Origin of the sequence: Actinospica durhamensis, from assembly GCF_018139695.1 — a bacterium.
In the GTDB taxonomy this organism is placed as follows: Bacteria; Actinomycetota; Actinomycetes; order Streptomycetales; family Catenulisporaceae; genus Actinospica; species Actinospica durhamensis.
Genome location: NZ_JAGSOG010000085.1, coordinates 15,459 through 31,835, shown reverse-complemented (window position 1 = coordinate 31,835; position 16,377 = coordinate 15,459). Strand labels below are relative to the sequence as shown.

Genomic DNA, 16,377 nt, shown 5'->3' with positions numbered 1-16,377 from the left:
GGGCCGCCCGCGTCCCCCTCCTCCGGCTCGCCGTCCAGAGCAGCGAGCCGGTCACGCAGCCGGATCAGCTCCGGCTCCAGGTCGGGGGCGGTGGCCCGCAGCCGTGCCAGGTCGCGGCGGGAGTTCATCGTCTCGGCGAGCAGCAGGCCGCGGGCCGCCTCCAGGAGTTCGACGGCCCGTTCCGGCCGTCCGGCCGCCAGGGCGATCTGCGCCGCCTGGCTTCCGATTCCGGTCACTTCGCCGAGCACGTGCCGACGGTCTCGGGTGTGCAGGCCGCGCGAGGCGAGGATCGGCAGCAGGCCGACCGCCGTCTCCACGGCGCCGAGCGCGGCGGTGGGCGATCCGGCCGCGAGTTCCAGGTGGGCCAGCCGTCGCGCGGCCGCGATCCGGACGGCGACGCGGGCTTCGGGCGCACTGGCCGCCGTGGCCAGCAGAACGCGGGCTTCGTCCCGGGCCGCGTCGTCCCCGGTCTCGCGGTACGACCGGTGCAGGGCGGCCGCCAGGACCATCTCGACGGTGGCTCGCTCGGCCTGGCCCTGCGCGGCGATAGCCAGCGCCGCCCGAGCCGTGTCGACGGCTTCGCGCAGCAACCAGGGGTCGGGTGACACCTCGAACCAGGCGTGCAGAGCGCTCGCCAGGTTGTTGAGATAGTCCATCCGCATCGGGTGGTCGGCGGGAACGCAGGAGACGGCGGCGCGGTGCGCGGCGGTGGCCTGGGCGAGGGTACGTGCCTTCGCCGCGCTCTGGCCGTCCGGCTCGAACTCCGCCAGCACGCGGAGGCTGCTTCCCAAGGTGCTGTGACGCAGGGCCGCCTCGGGACGGTCGGACGCGGTGGCGGCCACGGCGGCCCTGCCGACGGCCACCGCCTCGGCCACGATCTCGATCTTGCCCGTCCGTCTCCCCAGAAGGCGCAGCGCGAGACCCAGACTGGCCATGGCCCTGGTCCTATCGGGATGGCCGACGGGGGCGGCGGCGATCACCGCGCGTTCGACGGCGACGGCTTCCGACAGGGCGGAGAGGTCGCCGGTGCGTTCGTAGAGCGAACGCAGGTCGCCGGCGAGGTTCAGCTGGCGGCCGAACCGTGCGGGGCTCGCGGCCGCGGTGGCGGCGACGGCTTCCTGCTGTGTGGCGATGGCCTCCGTCAGCACCTGCAGGTCGCCGGTCCACTTGAACTGGGTGCTGAGCCCGGTGCCCAGGTTGCCGATGAAGGCGGCCCGGTCGGGATGGCCGGCCGGGGTCGCGTGGACGGCGGCGCGCCGCAACGTGAGCGAGTCGGCGAGGTGCTCCGGCGCACCGGTGCGCTCGAACATGCGCCACAGGGCGTTTCCGAGGTTGGTCATCCTGTTCGGCAGCAGCGAATGTCCGGCGGGTGTCGCCGCCACCGCCGCTCGGCAGGTGGACACGGCCTGTGCCAGGGTGTCCACGTCACCGGTGGTGCCGTAGAGGGAATCCAGGGCGGCGCCGAGATTCGACAGGCGTGAAAGACGGTCGGCGTCGCCGGGCGGGGTCGCCGCGACCACCGTGCGGAACGCTGAGGCGGCGTCGCGGAGGTCACTGACATCGCCGGTCTGCCTGAAGCGGGCGTGCAGAGATACGCCCAAGTTGTTGAGAGCCCTCGTGTGTTCGGGATCACCCGTGGAGGTGACCGACGCCGCTTCGCGTTGTGCCGCGATCGACTCGTCCAGCGCCGACATGTCGCCGGCGTGTTCGAACCGGGCCAGCAGCGCGGAACCCAGGATGCTGAGGCAGATCGCCTTCTCTGCCGACCCGTCGGAGACGGCCGCCGCGGCTTCGCGGGTGAGCGCTATCGACTCGGACAGCGCGTCCTGGCTCCCGGTGCGTTTGTGGAGCGTGAGCAGCGTCCATCCCAGGCTCCTGAGCCGCTTGGGCCGCCACTCGTCGCCGGGCGCGGTCGCCGCCAAGGCCTTGCGATGAGTCGCCAGCGCCTCTTCGAGGAGGGACACGTCGTTCGTCTGACCGAACAGGACACGCAGACAGTCACCCAGGCTGCTGAGGTAGATGGGCCGGTTCGTGTTCCGCTCGGGCGTGTTCGCGACGGCCGCGCGACCGGCTGCGACCGCCTCGACCAGGGCATCGACGTTCCCGGTGCAGCTGAAGAGCAAGTCCAGCGCCACTCCCAGATTGTGCAGATACGAGGCGCGACGGGGCTCCGCGGACAGCGCGGTGCGGTACAGGGCCACGGCCTCGTGAAGGGCGGAGAGATCCTGGGTCCGCCTATAGGCCTGCAGAAGGCTGCCGGCGCGCTGGGCGTCCGGAGAGAACTCCCCACGCGGCGCGCCGGACTTCATGAATCGCGCCGCGGATCCCAGGAGCCCGTCGAACATGAGGAACCACCCCCGTCCACGATGTCTGACAGCCTTCGTGGCAGCCGGACTTCCCACGGCACCGCACATCGTGCGCGAGCCCCTACCGGCTTCAACCAGTCTGGCAGACGCCTCCACCGCGCGGGCTCGTTTTCGAAACCACGGAAGGTCGTCTGTCGTCTCGAGGGGCCCCGGTGAGATCCGGTCCGGCTCACGCTGCGGCCCGGGCGGAACCGTACAAGACTGGGTTCCGAGCCGCCGCGACGGTCTCCGATCGCCGCGGCGTGACCGACTCAGACGGCTCCGGAGAGGTGAGGAGCATGGCGGCAACTCTCAGTGACGGCAGTGGGACGCCGGTGGTGTTCATCCACGGCCTGTGGTTGCATCCCTCGAGCTGGCAGCCTTGGGAGGAGCTGTTCCAGGCGAACGGGTATCGGGCGATGGCGCCGGGCTGGCCGGGTGTGGCCGACTCCGTCGAGGCCACCCGGGGCGATCCGGACGCGGTGGGCGATCGGGGGGTCGAGGAGGTCACCGCGCACTATGCGGAGATCATCTCCGGTCTGCCGGCGCCGCCGGTGCTGATCGGCCACTCCTTCGGCGGGATGATCGCGCAGAAGCTGCTGGGCACGGGGGTCGGGATCGCGGCCGTGGGGATCGACGCGGCGCAGTTCAAGGGCGTGCTTCCGCTTCCGCTCTCCTCGCTCAAGGCCACCTTGCCGGTGTTCCGCAACCCCGGGAACAGGCACAAGGCGGTCTCGCTCACGCCGGACCAGTTCCGCTACGCGTTCGGCAACGCGGTCGAGCGGGAGGAGTCGGACCGGCTCTACGAGCAATGGGCGATTCCCGCTCCGGGACGTCCGCTGTTCGAGGCCGCCACGGCCAACTTCAGTCCGCACTCGCCCGTCGCGGTGGACGCCGGCAGCCCGGGCCGCCCGCCGTTGCTGCTGGTCATGGGCGGGAAGGACCACACTGTCCCCGAGGCGATCAGCAAATCCGAGTTCAAGCACCAGAACGGTCCCGACGTGACCACCGACCTGATGGAGTTCGCCGACCGCGGACACTCCCTGACCATCGACGGCGGCTGGCACCAGGTCGCCGCGGCCTGCATGACCTGGGTCGGCAACCACATTCCGGCAATGGCCTGATACCGGTCACGGCGGCCCGCCGCCCGGCTGCCGCACCCGGCGCCGCGCCGTGGTTCATCTTTGAATCCGATGAATAACAACATGAGCATACGGGAAGGTCAAGGATCCCCGTTCTACGTCAAGCTTTCCCCAGCTCGGTGGCCCCGGGCCGTCCGAGACCCATAAGGTGGCGGGGTGTCGAACAACAATGATCTCGATCCCGCCGCCAGCACTCAGATGTTCCAGGCCTTCGTGGAGCGTGGCGAAGCCAAGAACCCGACCACGGCCGCAAGCGCGCCCACCGCGAGCACCAGCAGCGGCTCTGGCAAGGTGATCGGCATCGTCCTTGCCCTCGCGGTGGTCGTCGCCGTGATCGCCTTCGTCCTGCTGCACAAGTAGTCCCCGCGCGTCATACCCCGTGCGCCGGCCGGATGGCCTGGTCGGCGCCGCTGACGCAACGACTGGCCGCTGATCCGGGAGAGATCCCAGGTCGGCGGCCATCTTCATGACTCGGGCCGCGTCCGGCCCGGTCAGGATATGTGCTCGAGAGCTGATAGTCCGATGCCGAGGCAGCCGGCCTCATCGCCCAGTTGTGCCGGTACGACTTTCGGTAGGCGTTGGAAGGTCAGTCGTTCGGCGAGGCTTTCGCGCAGCGGGGCGAGCAGCGGTTCGCCGGCTTGTGCGAGGCCGCCGCCGATGACGATGACCTCCGGGGCGAGCAGGTTTGTTGCCTGGGCCAGTGCGGTTGCGAGTGCTTCGATGGCTTCGTGCCAGACGTGGTGGGCGGTGGTGTCGCCGGTGTGGAGGCGTTGGAGGACTTCGTGTGCGCCGTTGACCTCGGATTCCGGTTTGCCGGTGCGGGCTGCGTAGCGTCGGGCGATGGCTGAGGCGGCGGCGATGGTGGCGAGGCAGCCGCGGTTGCCGCAGCCGCAGGGTTCGCCGTTCGGCTCGATGACGATGTGGCCGAGTTGGCCGGCGTACCCGCCGGCTCGGATCGGGCGGCCTTCGCTGATGAGTGCGGCGGCGATGCCGGTGCCTATCGGGACGATGAGGGCATTGTCGTAGCCTTGGGCTGCGCCGATGCGGGCTTCGGCGATGCCGGCGGAGGCCACGTCGTGGCCGAGGATGACGGGGAGTTTTCCGGTGTCTGTTGCGCCTGCGGCCAGGCGATGGGTGAGGTCGGCGGCGAGGTCTGTGTCGCGCCAGCCGATGTTCGCGGAGAAGAGCACGCGTCTGCGGGTCTCATCGACGATTCCCGGGACGGCCACGCCTGCCGCCTTGACCGTCAGGCCGCGCTCTCGGGCTGCTTGGTGAAGGTCGACCAGGGCGGATGCGATGGCGGCGGTGGTGGCTTCGGGGCCGTGCGCTCGGGGCGTCGGGAAACGGAGACGGACCACCGGGACATGATCGGAACCGATGACCGCGCCCTTCATGAAGGTGCCGCCGACATCAAGCGCCAAGACGTGACTCATGTGCGATTCCACTCCTGTCTGGCGGCTCCCCGATACGCTCTCGCCGGAGTCCCGCTTGATCAGCATTCTGGACCCATTGCCGGTCCGAGGTGCCGGTTGGCGGGGTTGGCGACGGCCAGGCCGCGGCGTTTTCCGGGGCCCGCTCGCTCGGTGTGCACCGGGACCGCGTCGGCTCGCGCGTGGTCGCGGCCGGCAACATGCTGTGGCGGGCGGAGGTCGTCGACGCGATCGTCGAGTCCTTCGAGAACTCCGTGGGCGAACTCGAGGAGCGCCTGTTCACCGCACTGGCCGCGGGTCTTGTGGCCGGCGGCGAGGCGGGACCGGTCTACTCGGCGGGACTCGCCGTCATACGCGAGGTGCCCTGGCGTGAGACGGACCTGCGCGTGGACTGGAGCGAACAACCGGTCACCGACCTGCGCGTCCTGCTCGACCGGTGGCTCCCGCAGCGCGACGACTACGTCACCCGTGCCCTGAACCCCGCCGCCGCGCCCTCGTACGGCGTCCCGGGAAACGAGTGATCCGGTGATGGAGCACATTGCCAAGAACGGTGCGGCCCGCACCGTCGCCGCGGACGCCGAGCGACTGATCCGGCTCTCCGAGGAACTCCACGCACACCCCGAGACCGCGTGGGAGGAGCACGAATCCGCGCGGAAGGTGGCCGAGGCTCTGGACTAGGCCGGATTCACCGTCACACCCGCCTACCTCGGGCTCGACACCGCGTTCCACGCCAGCTACGGCAGCGGTCCCTTCCGGGTCGGGCTGTGCGCGGAATACGACGCGCTGCCCGGGCTCGGCCACGCCTGCGGGCACAATCTGATCGCGGCGATCGCGGTCGGGGCCGCCCGCGCCCTCGCGCCCCTGGCCGACGCGGCGGGCCTGACGATCGAGGTCTACGGAACCCCGGCCGAAGAAGGCGGCGGAGGCAAGATCGAGCTGCTCGAGCGCGGCGCCTTCGCCGGGCTCGACCTCGCGATGATGGCCCATCCGGCGCCCGTGGACGTCGCGGAGGCGCGGCCGTTCGCCGTCTCGCACTCCCACGTCTCGTATCGGGGGAAGTCGGCGCACGCCGCGGCCTACCCGGAGCAGGGCGTCAACGCCGCCGACGCCTTCACCGTCGCCCAGGTCGCGATCGGGCTGCTGCGCCAGCAGCTGCCCGACACGGTCCGCGTCCACGGCGTGATGACCAACGGGGGACAGGCTCCGAACGCCATCCCCGCCCACACCGAAGGCCGCTGGTACGTGCGTGCCGAGAACCTCGAGCAACTCGCCGAGACGGAGTCGAAGGTGTGGCGCTGCTTCGAAGCCGGGGCCGTGGCCACCGGCTGCACGCTGGACATCGCTCCGGAGAGCAAGCCCTACGCCGAGTTCCGCGCCGACCAAGCCGCGCTGCGGGCCTACGCCCGCAATGCCGCCGGCCTGGGCCGCGTGTTCGACGACGCCTCGCCGGCCAGACGGATGAACCGGGCTTCGACCGACATGGGCAACGTCTCCCAGGTCGTGCCGGCCATCCACCCGTACGTGGGCATCCGATCGCTCCCCGCCCTCAACCACCAGCCCGAGTTCGCCGCGCACTGCGTCGGCGGCGACGCCGAGAAAGCGTTGCTCGACGCCGCGACAGCTCTCGCCTGGACCGCAATCGACGTCGCCGAGGACAGAGCCGAGGACAGAGCCGAGGGAAGGGCAGCACGATGAGCACCGATGACACGTTCCGCACGCGGACCGAGCACGACTCCCTCGGCGCACACGAAGTCCCCGCGAGCGCGTACTGGGGAGTGCACACCGCCCGCGCGCTGACCAACTTCCCCGTCAGCGGCACCTCGGTCGGCACGCACCGGGAACTGGTCGCCGCGCTCGGCGCCGTCAAACTGGCAGCCGCCCGCGCCAACCACGATCTCGGCCTGCTCGACGACCGCCGGTTCGCGGCCATCGCAGCCGCCGCGCAGGAAGTGATCGAGGGCGCCCTCGACGATCAGTTCGTGGTCGACGTCATCCAGGGCGGCGCGGGCACCTCGACGAATATGAACGCGAACGAGGTCATCGCCAACCGGGCGCTGGAGATTCTCGGCCGTGCGCGCGGTGACTACGCCGAGATCCACCCGCTCGACCACGTCAACCGCTGCCAGTCCACCAACGACGTCTACCCGACGGCCGTCCGTCTCGCGCTGATGACCGTGATGGAGCGACTCGTGCGGGCGACCACGGCACTCGCCGACGCGTTCGGGGCCAAGGCCGTGGAATTCCGCACCGTCCCCAAGATCGGGCGAACCCAGCTCCAAGACGCGGTCCCGATGACCGTCGGTCAGGAACTCGGCGCGTTCGCCGTCACCCTGCGCGAGGAACTGCCGCGCCTCGAGGACGCCAGGGCCCTGCTGTGCGAGATCAACATCGGGGCCACCGCCATCGGGACCGGCATCACCGCCCACCCGGACTATCGCCGCCGAGCCCTGGCCCACCTCGCCGAGATCAAGCGTGGACTCGGCGAGCCTCGCCGCGGCCGCGGCCCGCAACGTCGGCCTGGTCACCGCCCTGACACCGCATCTGGGCTACGCCCGCTCCGCCGAAATCGCCAAGGCGGTCCTCGGCGGAGGCGGGGACGTCCGGACCCTGGCACTGGCGACCGGCAGCCTCGAGGCCGCCGCACTCGACGCATTGCTGCGCCCGGAGGCGCTCGCGAACCTCGATCCGCTGCCGGCCGCGGACGGCAGGTGACGGCGGCGGCACGCACGGGCGGCCGATGCGCTCGGAACCAAGGCTTGTCCCGTGGATCTCGGCGCTTCGTCAGGTGTAAGACTCGTTACTCGCCCTGCGCGAGCCTAGTCGGGCTATGGTTCAGCGGTGCGGCGATTCGGCGGTGTATCGGTGGCGGGACTTTCCGCGATGATCCTTTGTCTGGCCGCAGCTTGTGGAACGCAGCATGCGGCGGCTTCCTCTCCGGTCGTTCCACCCTCCGGCACGGCGGCCCCATCGACGTCGAAGCCCACCTTGGGCATCTGCCCGCAGATCCCGGGCGTATCGGCGCCGACATCGTGCGCCTCGGTCAGCGTGCAGCAGGAGCAGCAGGCTAATCAGACGTTCAATTCCCGCATCCCGCTGCCGGCCTCGGTCGCGGCTCTGGCCGCACCCGTGACGAGCCGGGTCCGGGAATCGCTGGAGAAGCTCACCCCAGCGCAGCGACTGAAGGTGGCCCCCGTCCGAGCCGCGCTGCTCGCAGCCGGCACGCAGAGCGTCGACCTGGTCGTATTCAGCGGCCCGCCTTACAACGGCGTCGCATTCGGCGGATATGTACTGCTCGACACCACGCCGCCTGTCTGCGTTTGGGGCACGGTGAGCGTGAAGTCCGTCGAACTGGACTCCGGCGGAATCACCCGCGAAGGGGGCTGCCTCGAATCCGCCGGGGGCCATTAGTAGACGGCGCCGCTCGACGGGCTGAGGATCACCCGGCGGGCGCTGCGCTTGCCGAAGTCGAAGAACGGCTCGAGCGAGCCGGCGTACTGCGCCAGCGAGCCGGAGATCGTGCCGGTGCTCCAGTTGTGCTGGATAAAGGCCAGGATCGAGCTCTGGTCCGTCACCGAGTGGTTGACGTAGTCGTCCTTGGCATACGGGGAGATCACCAGCAGCGGCAGGCGCGGGCCGTAACCGCAGCGGTCCTGTTCCGCGGCCAGCGGAGCGCGTGAGGCGGTGCCGCACACGCCGGGGCCGTCGAGCGCGTCCACGGCCGGGTCGGTCGAGGAGTTCACGTTCGGCGGGGCCTGGTGGTCGTACCAGCCGTCGGAGTCGTCGTAGGCGATGACGATCGCGGTGCTGCCCCAGTACGGCGACTCCTCGATCGAGTTGATCAGGGAGACCAGGCCGGCCTGCTCGTCGAGTGGGTCGGAGTAGCCGGCGTGTCCGTCCTGGTACGCGGCCTGCTTCACGAACGAGACCGCGGGCAGGCCGCCGTCCTCGATGGACCGGTAGAAGTAGGAGAGGTCGTACTGGTGCTCGGCCCGGCCGTCGTGCCCGACCTCGGCTTCGGAGGCCGGGGCCGCGTGGTGCGGGTTCGCGGTGGACCGGTAGAACTCGAACGGGTCGTGGTGCGCGCTGTAGTCCGCGACCGCCACGCCGCCGATGTTCGTGTGCGTCGCCCCGCACACGGCCGGGGTGGTCGCGGTCGCCGGGATGGTGGCGCCGAAGCCGCCCTGGAACCAGCCCCAGGTCACGCCCTTCGCGTCGAGCAGGTCGCCGACGTTCTGCCCGGTCATCTCGAGTCGGTCGCCGGCCTGCGAGCAGTCGTCGAAGTACGGGTCCATGTCCCCGATATCGGTGCCGACGTCGCTCGAGTTCGGCGACGCGACCACGGCCGCGTCGGTCACGCCCCGGCCGGTGGCATCGACGACCTCGCCGCCGTAGGTCTGCCCGGAGGCCAGGTTGATCGCGCCGGGCGTCGAGGGACCGTAGGTGGTGTCGTAGTTGTCGTCGCTCATCGCATAGTTCTGCGCGTAGTTCCACAGCGCGGTGACCGTGTTGCCGTCGTAGTAGTCCATCACAAGGCCGGGCAGACCGACGTTCGGGGAGGAACACGAAGCGACGCCGGTGTACTGCGGAAACCTGTCGGTCAGGCCGTAGTCGTAGGCCTGCTGCTCGGGTGTGTCCGAGTGGTCCTGGTCGCAGGTCAGCGCCTGGGCCGGGGTGAGCCGTGTCGGCGCGGCCCCGTTGGGGTTGTCGGTCAGCAGCGCCGAGGTCAAGCCGTTGACGGAGGGAGTGTTCGGCTTGGCGGCGAACGTGGTGCCGTCGGTGTTCGCCGCGTTCGGGTAGGTGCCGAAGTAGTGGTCGAACGAGACGTTCTCGTCGTAGATCACGACAAGATGCTGAATCGGCGTGGCCGTTCCCTCGCGGGCACCGGCAAGTAAGACCGCGCCACCCGCCTGCGAGGTCCGACTGCCGAGGTCCGAGCCGCCGGCGCTCGCCTGCGCGGTCGCGAACATGAAGCAGAGGACGACCGCGCCCGCGGCGGCGACGATCGCCCTGCCCTGCTTGGCCTTAACGTGCATCACGCATGTCCTCATCAGAGCGGAGGCCTGTCAGACCCGAAATGACTACGGGAGCGTCGGGGCTTGCTCGGCGACGGCGGCCAGGTCCATGAAGTTCTCCGCAGGTAGTTGACGTTGATCGTCATCCTGGCGCCCTCGCCGAATGGCGCCAGGTTGCCACGCCGCGGCGGCATGTACAGGCGAAGTCCCTAGGACAGTCCCTAGTCACGCCCCGGTACGTCGACGCGAATCTGCGCCAGCATGCCCGCCCCGGATACGCACACCGGGCCCGGCTGATCCTGGATCACGGCGTCCAGCCGGCTGAGGACGTGCCCGCCGCCGGCTGCCGCGACGTCGGTCGGATCGGTCGGCTGGAGGACCAGGCCGTCGGTCAGGGCCAGCAGGACGAGTACGCCGCCGGTGTCGACGGGCGTGCGGTACGGTGCGGCGGCGTCTACCGGGACCGCGCGCATCGTTCCGGTCGCGTGGCCCCGCCGGGTCATCAGGTTCAGGTCCCGGGTCGGGCCGGAGGGGATGGAGCCGAGCGTCGCGGCGTCGCCGGGGAAGGCGAGGGGGGAGAACGGGGCGAGGCGGTGCTCGGTGCCGTCGACGTCGAGGACCATCACGGTGCCGTCGATCAGCATGATCTGCCGATCGACACCGGGGAACGCGGAGAACGGGCCGTCGTCTTCGACCTCTGCGACGCTCACCCGCCAGGCGAAGTCCGCGATACCCGCCCCGGCCGGGGCGCCGGCGATCTCGCGGGTGCGGCCGCCGCCGTTCTTCCAGGGCGTGACGGTCAGATCGGCCCAGCGAATCACTCTTGTCGCACCCACGTCGCCTCCTGGTTCCGGCTGGTCGGCCGAGCTGCCGACCGCCCGTGATGCTCGCTGCACGGACGGGAGCACGACCCTAGCAGCGGCAGGCCGAGGGGCCATGCGTCGGCTCTCGCCCTCGTTCGGCGCCTGCTGACGTGTGGGGTCAGTTCGGGCGGCCAGACTTGTGTCGGCGGGCGCGGTCAGCCGGCGGTGATACTCAGCACGCCCGGCAGGTTCTCGAAGCGCGCTTTGGCGTCGCGGGAGACGATGGTGCGGCCGGTCTCAGCCGCGTGAGCGGCGATGATCAGGTCGTGGGCTCCACGGGGCCGGCCGGTGCGGCGGATGTGGGCGAGCAGGCGGGCGTGGTGATCCGCGATTTTGCGCGTGTAGTCGAGTACATCGACTTCAGCGAGAACCACGTCGAGCCAGCGTGAGCGGGCGGCGGCGCGCTCGACGGTATCGGCCATCTCGATCCCGACCCGGTACTCGGCGAGCGTGATGGCGGCGATGGAGAGCTCGTCGTCGCGCGGGCGGCTCTGTCGATGGTGCCGCGCTCGTAGGCGATCAGGACCTTGGTGTCGAGGATCAGGCTCCGGCCCACGGGTCGGTCCCTTCGTTCGCCACCAGCGCGAGGGCGTTGGCGATGTCCTCTTCCAGGTCCTGGTCGAGCGCGGGGAGGTTGGCTGCGGCCAGCGCGGCCTCCAGGTCTGCGCCGGTGCGTCGCCGTGCCGGGCCGACCTCGGCGATCGGCTCGTTCCCACGGGTGATCCGGATGGTCTCTCCGGCCTCGATCAGGTCGAGCAGGCCGGAGAAGTTCCTTGACGCTTCTTCGGTTGAAGCAGGCACGACCCCGCCCTGCTTTCGCGGTGTGGGACGTACCGGGGACCGGGCCGATTGCACCTGTGGCAGACACCCACCGCGATAACGATATCGGGTATACGTTGATCACGTCCGGCTTCGGCGGCGATCTGAACCGGGTGGGCCCGGCGGGCTGTCCGTCCGGTCATCCGTCCGTTCCGGGCCGGTTTCGCGGGGTCCTGTTCGTATGTAAGCACCCTTGCTGGCGCGGGCTGCGCGAGGAGTGCGCGGGGAGTGCGCGGGGGGTGCGCGGAGGCTGCGCAAGGCCTCGCGCGAAGTCCGCGTTGGGCGCCGCGGGGGCCGATTCATCCGATGTATCGCCGTTTTCGGCCTAGGTGAGGGCCTCCTGGCGACCGCGGACGATCAGCGCCGTGGGGACCACGACGGTGCGCACGGGGGCGGTCGGGCGGGCGAGCCGGTCGCGGAAGAGCTCCAGGATGGTCTCGCTGATGCGCGCCTCGTCCTGGGCGATGACGGTGAAGGCGGCGGGCAGCAGGTCTACCAGGGCGAAGTCGTCGAAGCCGACCAGGGTGGTCGAGCCGAACGCGGTTCCGAGGCAGCGCACGGCCTCGAGCGTGGTCGCCGCGTTGCCGGTGATCAGGGCGGTCGGCGGCACGGGCAGGCGGTGGAGCACGTCGAGCGCCGCGGCGACGGTCTCGGTGTGCACCGGGCCGGCGTGAACCATGCCGTCGACGGACTCGCCGAGGTCGCGCAGGTGGCCGCGGACGGCTTCGGCGCGCTCGTGGCCGGTGTAGATGCGCTCGTCGTCGCCGATGTAGGCGATGCGGCGGTGGCCGAGCGCGGTGAGGTGGTCGAAGGCCTGGCGTATGCCGCCGCGGTTGTCGCTGAGCACGGTGTCGAGCGCGACGTCCCCGGCCGGCCGGTCGAAGGCGACGACGACCAGACCGAGGTCGATCTCGGGCTGCAGGTAGGCCAGCGACTCGGCCACCGGCTCGATCAGGATCCCGTCGACCCGCCGCCGGCACATCGCCATGACGGCCTCGCGCTCGCGCTCGGGATCGTCACCGGTGGACATCACGATCATGCTCAGGCCAAGGGCGCGGGCCTCGCCGTCCACGGCGCGCAGGACCGGGTGCGGCTCGGCGATGCTGCGCACGGTCGCTCCGAGGGTCTGGGTGCGCCCCCTACGCAGCTGGCGTGCCCTTTCGTCGGGCTGGTAGCCCAGGAGATCGATGGCGGCGCGGATGCGCTTGGTGTAATCCGCGTTCACCTTCTCGTCCCCGTTGATCAGCCGGGACACCGTGGCGACCGAGACCCCTGCCTCCCGCGCCACGTCGACGATGGTGGGCCGGCGAGCCCGCATACCGCGCCGACCTGGGACGTCGGAAGCAAGCACTTCGATCTCCTCACGTATCCTTGCCGCTGAAGCGGGGGTGTTCCGGTGGCGTCCACGCGGGCGAAGACATCCGATATCTGTTCGTAATGTCGGGCGGGCTTGACTCTGCGCCGTGAGACTCTAGGGTAGCGCTGCGAGATAACGTTATCTTCCCCTAGCCGAGCGGTGCTGTCATCCCCCAGGAGGATGTCATGAGCAAGAGATTGTTTACCGTCGTAGCTACAGCCACGGTCACCGCGGCCGCGCTGCTCTCCGGGTGCTCCAGTTCGGCATCCGCCGGCGGCAAGACCACCTTGACCTACATGACCTTCGAGACCCCGGACCTCACCGCGGCGTTCTGGAAGAGCTCGATCGCGGCCGCGCAGGCGACCGTGCCGGGCATCTCGATCAAGCAGGTGGTCGCGCCCAGCACCGACCGCGACACGTACGCCAAGCAGCTCGAGGCCTCGGGCCAGTTCCCGGACCTGCTCGAGTCGATAACCCCGTCGCTCTACACCTCAGCCAACCTGCTGACCGCGTACCCGCAGTCGTGGATCAACGCGAACTTCCTGCTCCCGCAGGGCAACGCCATCAAGGGCAAGGTGTACATCCCGCCGACCAACTCGCAGATCATCCCGATGGTCTTCTACAACAAGGCGGACTTCGCCAAGGCGGGCATCACCTCGACCCCGGCCACGTGGGCCGAGTTCGAGGCGGACTGCGCCCAGCTCAAGGCGGCCGGGCTCACCCCGATCGAACTGGGCGGCAAGGACTCCTTCGCCGCCGCGATGCCGCTGACCGGCGCGATCAGCGCCAACGTGCTCGGCAAGAACCCGCAGTGGCTCCAGCAGCGCTACGCCGGCTCGGTGCACTTCGCCGACTCCGACGTGGTCTCCGCCGCGCAGGAGATGCGCACGCTGGTGACGAACAACGACTTCGAGCAGGGTGCGCTCAACGTCAGCTACGCCGACTCGATCACCAACTTCAACGACGGCAAGGCCGCGATGTACCCGATGGGCAGCTGGTACCTCGGCTCGGTGCCGAAGAACGAGTGGAACAACATCGGAGTTTTCCTGTGGCCGTCCGATGACGGTTCCCAGGTCGTGCCGTTCTCCGTCGGCGGATCGATGGCCGTGAGCTCGAAGGCGCCGGACCAGTCGGACGCGTTCAAGTTCGCCGAGGCCTGGTCGCTCAACCCGTCCAACCTCAAGACGCTGATCGAGGGCGACGGCGCGTTCCCGATGCTCAAGAACAAGTCCCTGGCGGACTTCGACGTCACGGTCAGCCCGGTCTACACCGACTCGTACTCCTACGTGAGCGGGACGAACAACAAGGTGTCCTCGATCGGCTGGGCGACCAACGACGACTCGATGCCCGGCTCGATGAACAACGACTTCTACGCAGCGGCCCAGGCCCTGTTCAACACGAACGACGTGCAGGGGCAGATGGCCAAGCTCGACCAGGACTGGACCAGCGCCACCCAGGGCCAGTAAGCCTCCGTATCCCGGCGATTCGGTAAGCGGGGCGGAGCCGCAAGGCTCCGCCCCGAGAGGAAGGAAACAATGACAGTGACAGTGACGTCACCACCACGGCGGGCTCCGTGGCTCCGGACACTGCGCTACGACGCCGGCCTGCGCGCCCTGGCCGGGCTCGGGCTGGTCCTCTACGCCGTGTTCATCGTGCTGCCGCTGTTCATGAGCCTGCACAGCAGCCTGACCAACGCGAATCCGCTGTACGCGAGCAGCAAGTTCGTCGGTCTCGCCAACTACCGCCAGATGCTGCACGACGACGCGCTGCACTCCGCGGTGATCTACACCCTCGAGCTCGCCTTCGGCGTCACCATCGTCGCGAACGTGATCGGTTTCGCCTTCGCGGTCCTGCTCAACCGCACCAACCTGAGCTACCGGGTGCTGCGCACGCTCGCCTTCCTGCCCCAGGTGATCTCCGGGGTCATCACCGGATTCGTCTGGGAGACCATCCTCACCGAGAACGGCGTCCTCAACACCCTGCTGCTGCACCTGCACGTGATCGGCCAGCCGATCGACTGGCTCGGCGACCCGCACCTGGCCCAGCTGTCCGTCGGCATCGTCACGGCCTGGGTGCTGTCCGGCTTCACCACCGTCGTCTACCTCGCCGCGCTGCAGAGCATTCCGCAGGAGCTCTACGACGCCGCCAGCATCGACGGGGCCGGCCCGTCCCGCCGCCTGCGCAGCATCACCGTCCCGATGACCGCGCCGGCCACCACCATCTGCGTCACCATCTGCATGATCACCGTGATGAAGCTCTACGACATCATCACGGTCCTGACCGGCGGCGGTCCGGCGTTCGCCACCCAGTCCGCGGCCCAGTACATCGTGCAGGTGGCCTTCACCAGCGACGAGTTCGGCTACGCCTCCGCGATCGCGATCGCGCTGCTGGCGATCTCCGCGGCCCTCGCTCTGTCCGTCACCCACGTGCTGCGCCGACGGGAGGTCAACCTGTGACCGCGTCCACCCTCACCTCCTCGCCGACCGAGACGGGCTCCGCATCCAGGCGGCCCCCCCGCGCCGGTGAGAACTCCCCCCTGCGCGACCGGCTCAGCCCGCTGCGGCTGATCCTCGCGATCCTGGCCACGCTGCTGTTCGTCAGCCCGATCTACATCACGATCGTCAACGCGTTCAAGCCCGAAAGCGACATCGAGAACAGTCCGGCCTCGCCGCCGCTGCACCCCACCCTGAGCAACCTGACCGCCGCGGTCAACCGCCCGGACCAGCTGATCCAGCTGGGCCTGCGCAACTCCCTGATCGTGGTGTTCTGCTCGGTGATCCTGATCATCCCGCTGGCGTCCGCGTTCAGCTTCTACATCTCGCGCCGCCGCACCCGCACCCGCGCCGTCATCCTCGCCGTGCTCGCCGCCGGCCTGATGATTCCGCCGCAGGTGGTCCTGCTGCCCACCATCCGCATCCTGACCGTCCTCGGACTCGACCACACCTATCCCGGCCTGATCCTGTCGAACGTCGGCGGAGGCTACTTCTCCTTCGCCGTGTTCGTCTACGTCGGATTCATGCGCGCCGTGCCGTCCGAGATCGTCGAGGCGGCCCGGATCGACGGAGCCGGGCTGCTGCGCGCCTGGTGGTCGATCGTGATGCCGCTGGTGCGCCCCGCCACCGCCACCGTCACGATCTTCCTGTCGCTGTGGATCTGGAACGACTTCCTCAACCCGCTGTTCATCCTCGGCCCGGAGCAGGGACAGACCATCACCACCGGCCTGTACCTCTCGCTCGGCCAGATGCAGATCGACTTCGGGCAGATGTTCGGGATCATGTTCCTCGCCGGGATCATCCCCGTGGTCGGATACCTCTTCATCCAGAAGCAGTTCGTGGCCGGGCTCACCGCCGGCTCGGTCAAGTAGCAGGCCGAGGTCGAGGAGCAGGGCGAAAGCAGCAGGTCGGCGCCC

At 69.6% G+C, this 16,377-nt stretch carries 15 protein-coding genes and 1 pseudogene; 9 read left to right on the top strand and 7 right to left on the bottom strand.

Features of this window, described 5'->3' with window-relative positions; translation table 11 throughout:
• The coding region (locus tag KDL01_RS18045) for a tetratricopeptide repeat protein (RefSeq protein ID WP_212529674.1) at window positions 1-2,345 on the bottom strand (2,345 nt) is incomplete at its 3' end.
• 299 nt (window positions 2,346-2,644) lie between these two features.
• Between KDL01_RS18045 and KDL01_RS18040 the strand changes: the two genes are divergently transcribed.
• Together KDL01_RS18040 and KDL01_RS18035 are read left to right on the top strand one after the other, a co-directional pair.
• Window positions 2,645-3,469 carry an alpha/beta hydrolase gene (locus tag KDL01_RS18040; RefSeq protein WP_212529673.1) on the top strand — a complete coding sequence of 275 codons (825 nt, stop codon included), beginning with the start codon at window positions 2,645-2,647 and terminating at the stop codon, window positions 3,467-3,469.
• Between the two features lie 174 nt (window positions 3,470-3,643).
• Complete coding sequence (locus KDL01_RS18035; RefSeq protein ID WP_212529672.1) at window positions 3,644-3,847, top strand: hypothetical protein; 204 nt, start codon at window positions 3,644-3,646, stop codon at window positions 3,845-3,847.
• 131 nt (window positions 3,848-3,978) lie between these two features.
• Here the strand turns inward: KDL01_RS18035 and KDL01_RS18030 are convergent, their stop codons facing one another.
• Window positions 3,979-4,986: an ROK family protein gene (locus KDL01_RS18030; RefSeq protein ID WP_212529671.1), complete on the bottom strand. Its 1,008-nt coding sequence runs from the start codon at window positions 4,984-4,986 to the stop codon at window positions 3,979-3,981.
• A 23-nt stretch (window positions 4,987-5,009) separates the two neighbouring features.
• Here KDL01_RS18030 and KDL01_RS18025 point away from each other — a divergent pair, with 23 nt between their 5' ends.
• From KDL01_RS18025 to KDL01_RS18005, 4 genes and pseudogenes are all read left to right on the top strand, one after another.
• Window positions 5,010-5,438 carry a DUF1028 domain-containing protein gene (locus KDL01_RS18025; RefSeq protein ID WP_212529670.1) on the top strand — a complete coding sequence of 143 codons (429 nt, stop codon included), beginning with the start codon at window positions 5,010-5,012 and terminating at the stop codon, window positions 5,436-5,438.
• Window positions 5,439-5,445: 7 nt separating this feature from the next.
• Window positions 5,446-6,612, top strand: a pseudogene (locus KDL01_RS18015) (M20 family metallopeptidase).
• A complete protein-coding gene (locus KDL01_RS46790; RefSeq protein WP_212529668.1) occupies window positions 6,609-7,985 on the top strand; it encodes a lyase family protein in 1,377 nt (458 codons plus the stop codon). Before KDL01_RS18015 ends, KDL01_RS46790 begins: the two are co-directional and overlap by 4 nt.
• Entirely contained in the window at window positions 7,963-8,325 is a 363-nt protein-coding gene (locus KDL01_RS18005; RefSeq protein ID WP_212529667.1) for a hypothetical protein, read from the top strand. The genes KDL01_RS46790 and KDL01_RS18005 overlap by 23 nt, the downstream gene beginning before the upstream one ends.
• Here KDL01_RS18005 and KDL01_RS18000 read toward each other — a convergent pair.
• The 5 genes from KDL01_RS18000 to KDL01_RS17985 form a co-directional block, all read right to left on the bottom strand.
• Window positions 8,322-9,950, bottom strand: a complete 1,629-nt coding sequence (locus tag KDL01_RS18000; RefSeq protein WP_246576594.1) for a phospholipase C — start codon at window positions 9,948-9,950, stop codon at window positions 8,322-8,324. The two genes, KDL01_RS18005 and KDL01_RS18000, sit on opposite strands and share 4 nt — an antisense overlap.
• Window positions 9,951-10,150: 200 nt before the next feature.
• Window positions 10,151-10,765 (bottom strand): HutD/Ves family protein, encoded by a 615-nt coding sequence (locus KDL01_RS17995; protein ID WP_212529665.1) that lies wholly within the window; start codon window positions 10,763-10,765, stop codon window positions 10,151-10,153.
• 182 nt (window positions 10,766-10,947) lie between these two features.
• Window positions 10,948-11,247 carry a type II toxin-antitoxin system VapC family toxin gene (locus KDL01_RS43470; protein ID WP_368861593.1) on the bottom strand — a complete coding sequence of 100 codons (300 nt, stop codon included), beginning with the start codon at window positions 11,245-11,247 and terminating at the stop codon, window positions 10,948-10,950.
• A gap of 85 nt (window positions 11,248-11,332) precedes the next feature.
• Window positions 11,333-11,593 (bottom strand): type II toxin-antitoxin system Phd/YefM family antitoxin, encoded by a 261-nt coding sequence (locus tag KDL01_RS43465; RefSeq protein WP_246576596.1) that lies wholly within the window; start codon window positions 11,591-11,593, stop codon window positions 11,333-11,335.
• A 343-nt stretch (window positions 11,594-11,936) separates the two neighbouring features.
• A complete protein-coding gene (locus tag KDL01_RS17985; protein WP_307846391.1) occupies window positions 11,937-12,899 on the bottom strand; it encodes a LacI family DNA-binding transcriptional regulator in 963 nt (320 codons plus the stop codon).
• Between the two features lie 254 nt (window positions 12,900-13,153).
• On the opposite strand from KDL01_RS17985, the gene KDL01_RS17980 reads away from it, so the two are divergent.
• The 3 genes from KDL01_RS17980 (at window position 13,154) to KDL01_RS17970 (ending at window position 16,332) form a co-directional block, all read left to right on the top strand.
• Window positions 13,154-14,434 carry an ABC transporter substrate-binding protein gene (locus KDL01_RS17980; protein WP_212529663.1) on the top strand — a complete coding sequence of 427 codons (1,281 nt, stop codon included), beginning with the start codon at window positions 13,154-13,156 and terminating at the stop codon, window positions 14,432-14,434.
• 69 nt (window positions 14,435-14,503) lie between these two features.
• Entirely contained in the window at window positions 14,504-15,424 is a 921-nt protein-coding gene (locus KDL01_RS17975; RefSeq protein WP_212529662.1) for a carbohydrate ABC transporter permease, read from the top strand.
• Window positions 15,421-16,332, top strand: a complete 912-nt coding sequence (locus KDL01_RS17970) for a carbohydrate ABC transporter permease (protein WP_307846390.1) — start codon at window positions 15,421-15,423, stop codon at window positions 16,330-16,332. Before KDL01_RS17975 ends, KDL01_RS17970 begins: the two co-directional genes overlap by 4 nt.
• Window positions 16,333-16,377: the final 45 nt, after the last annotated feature.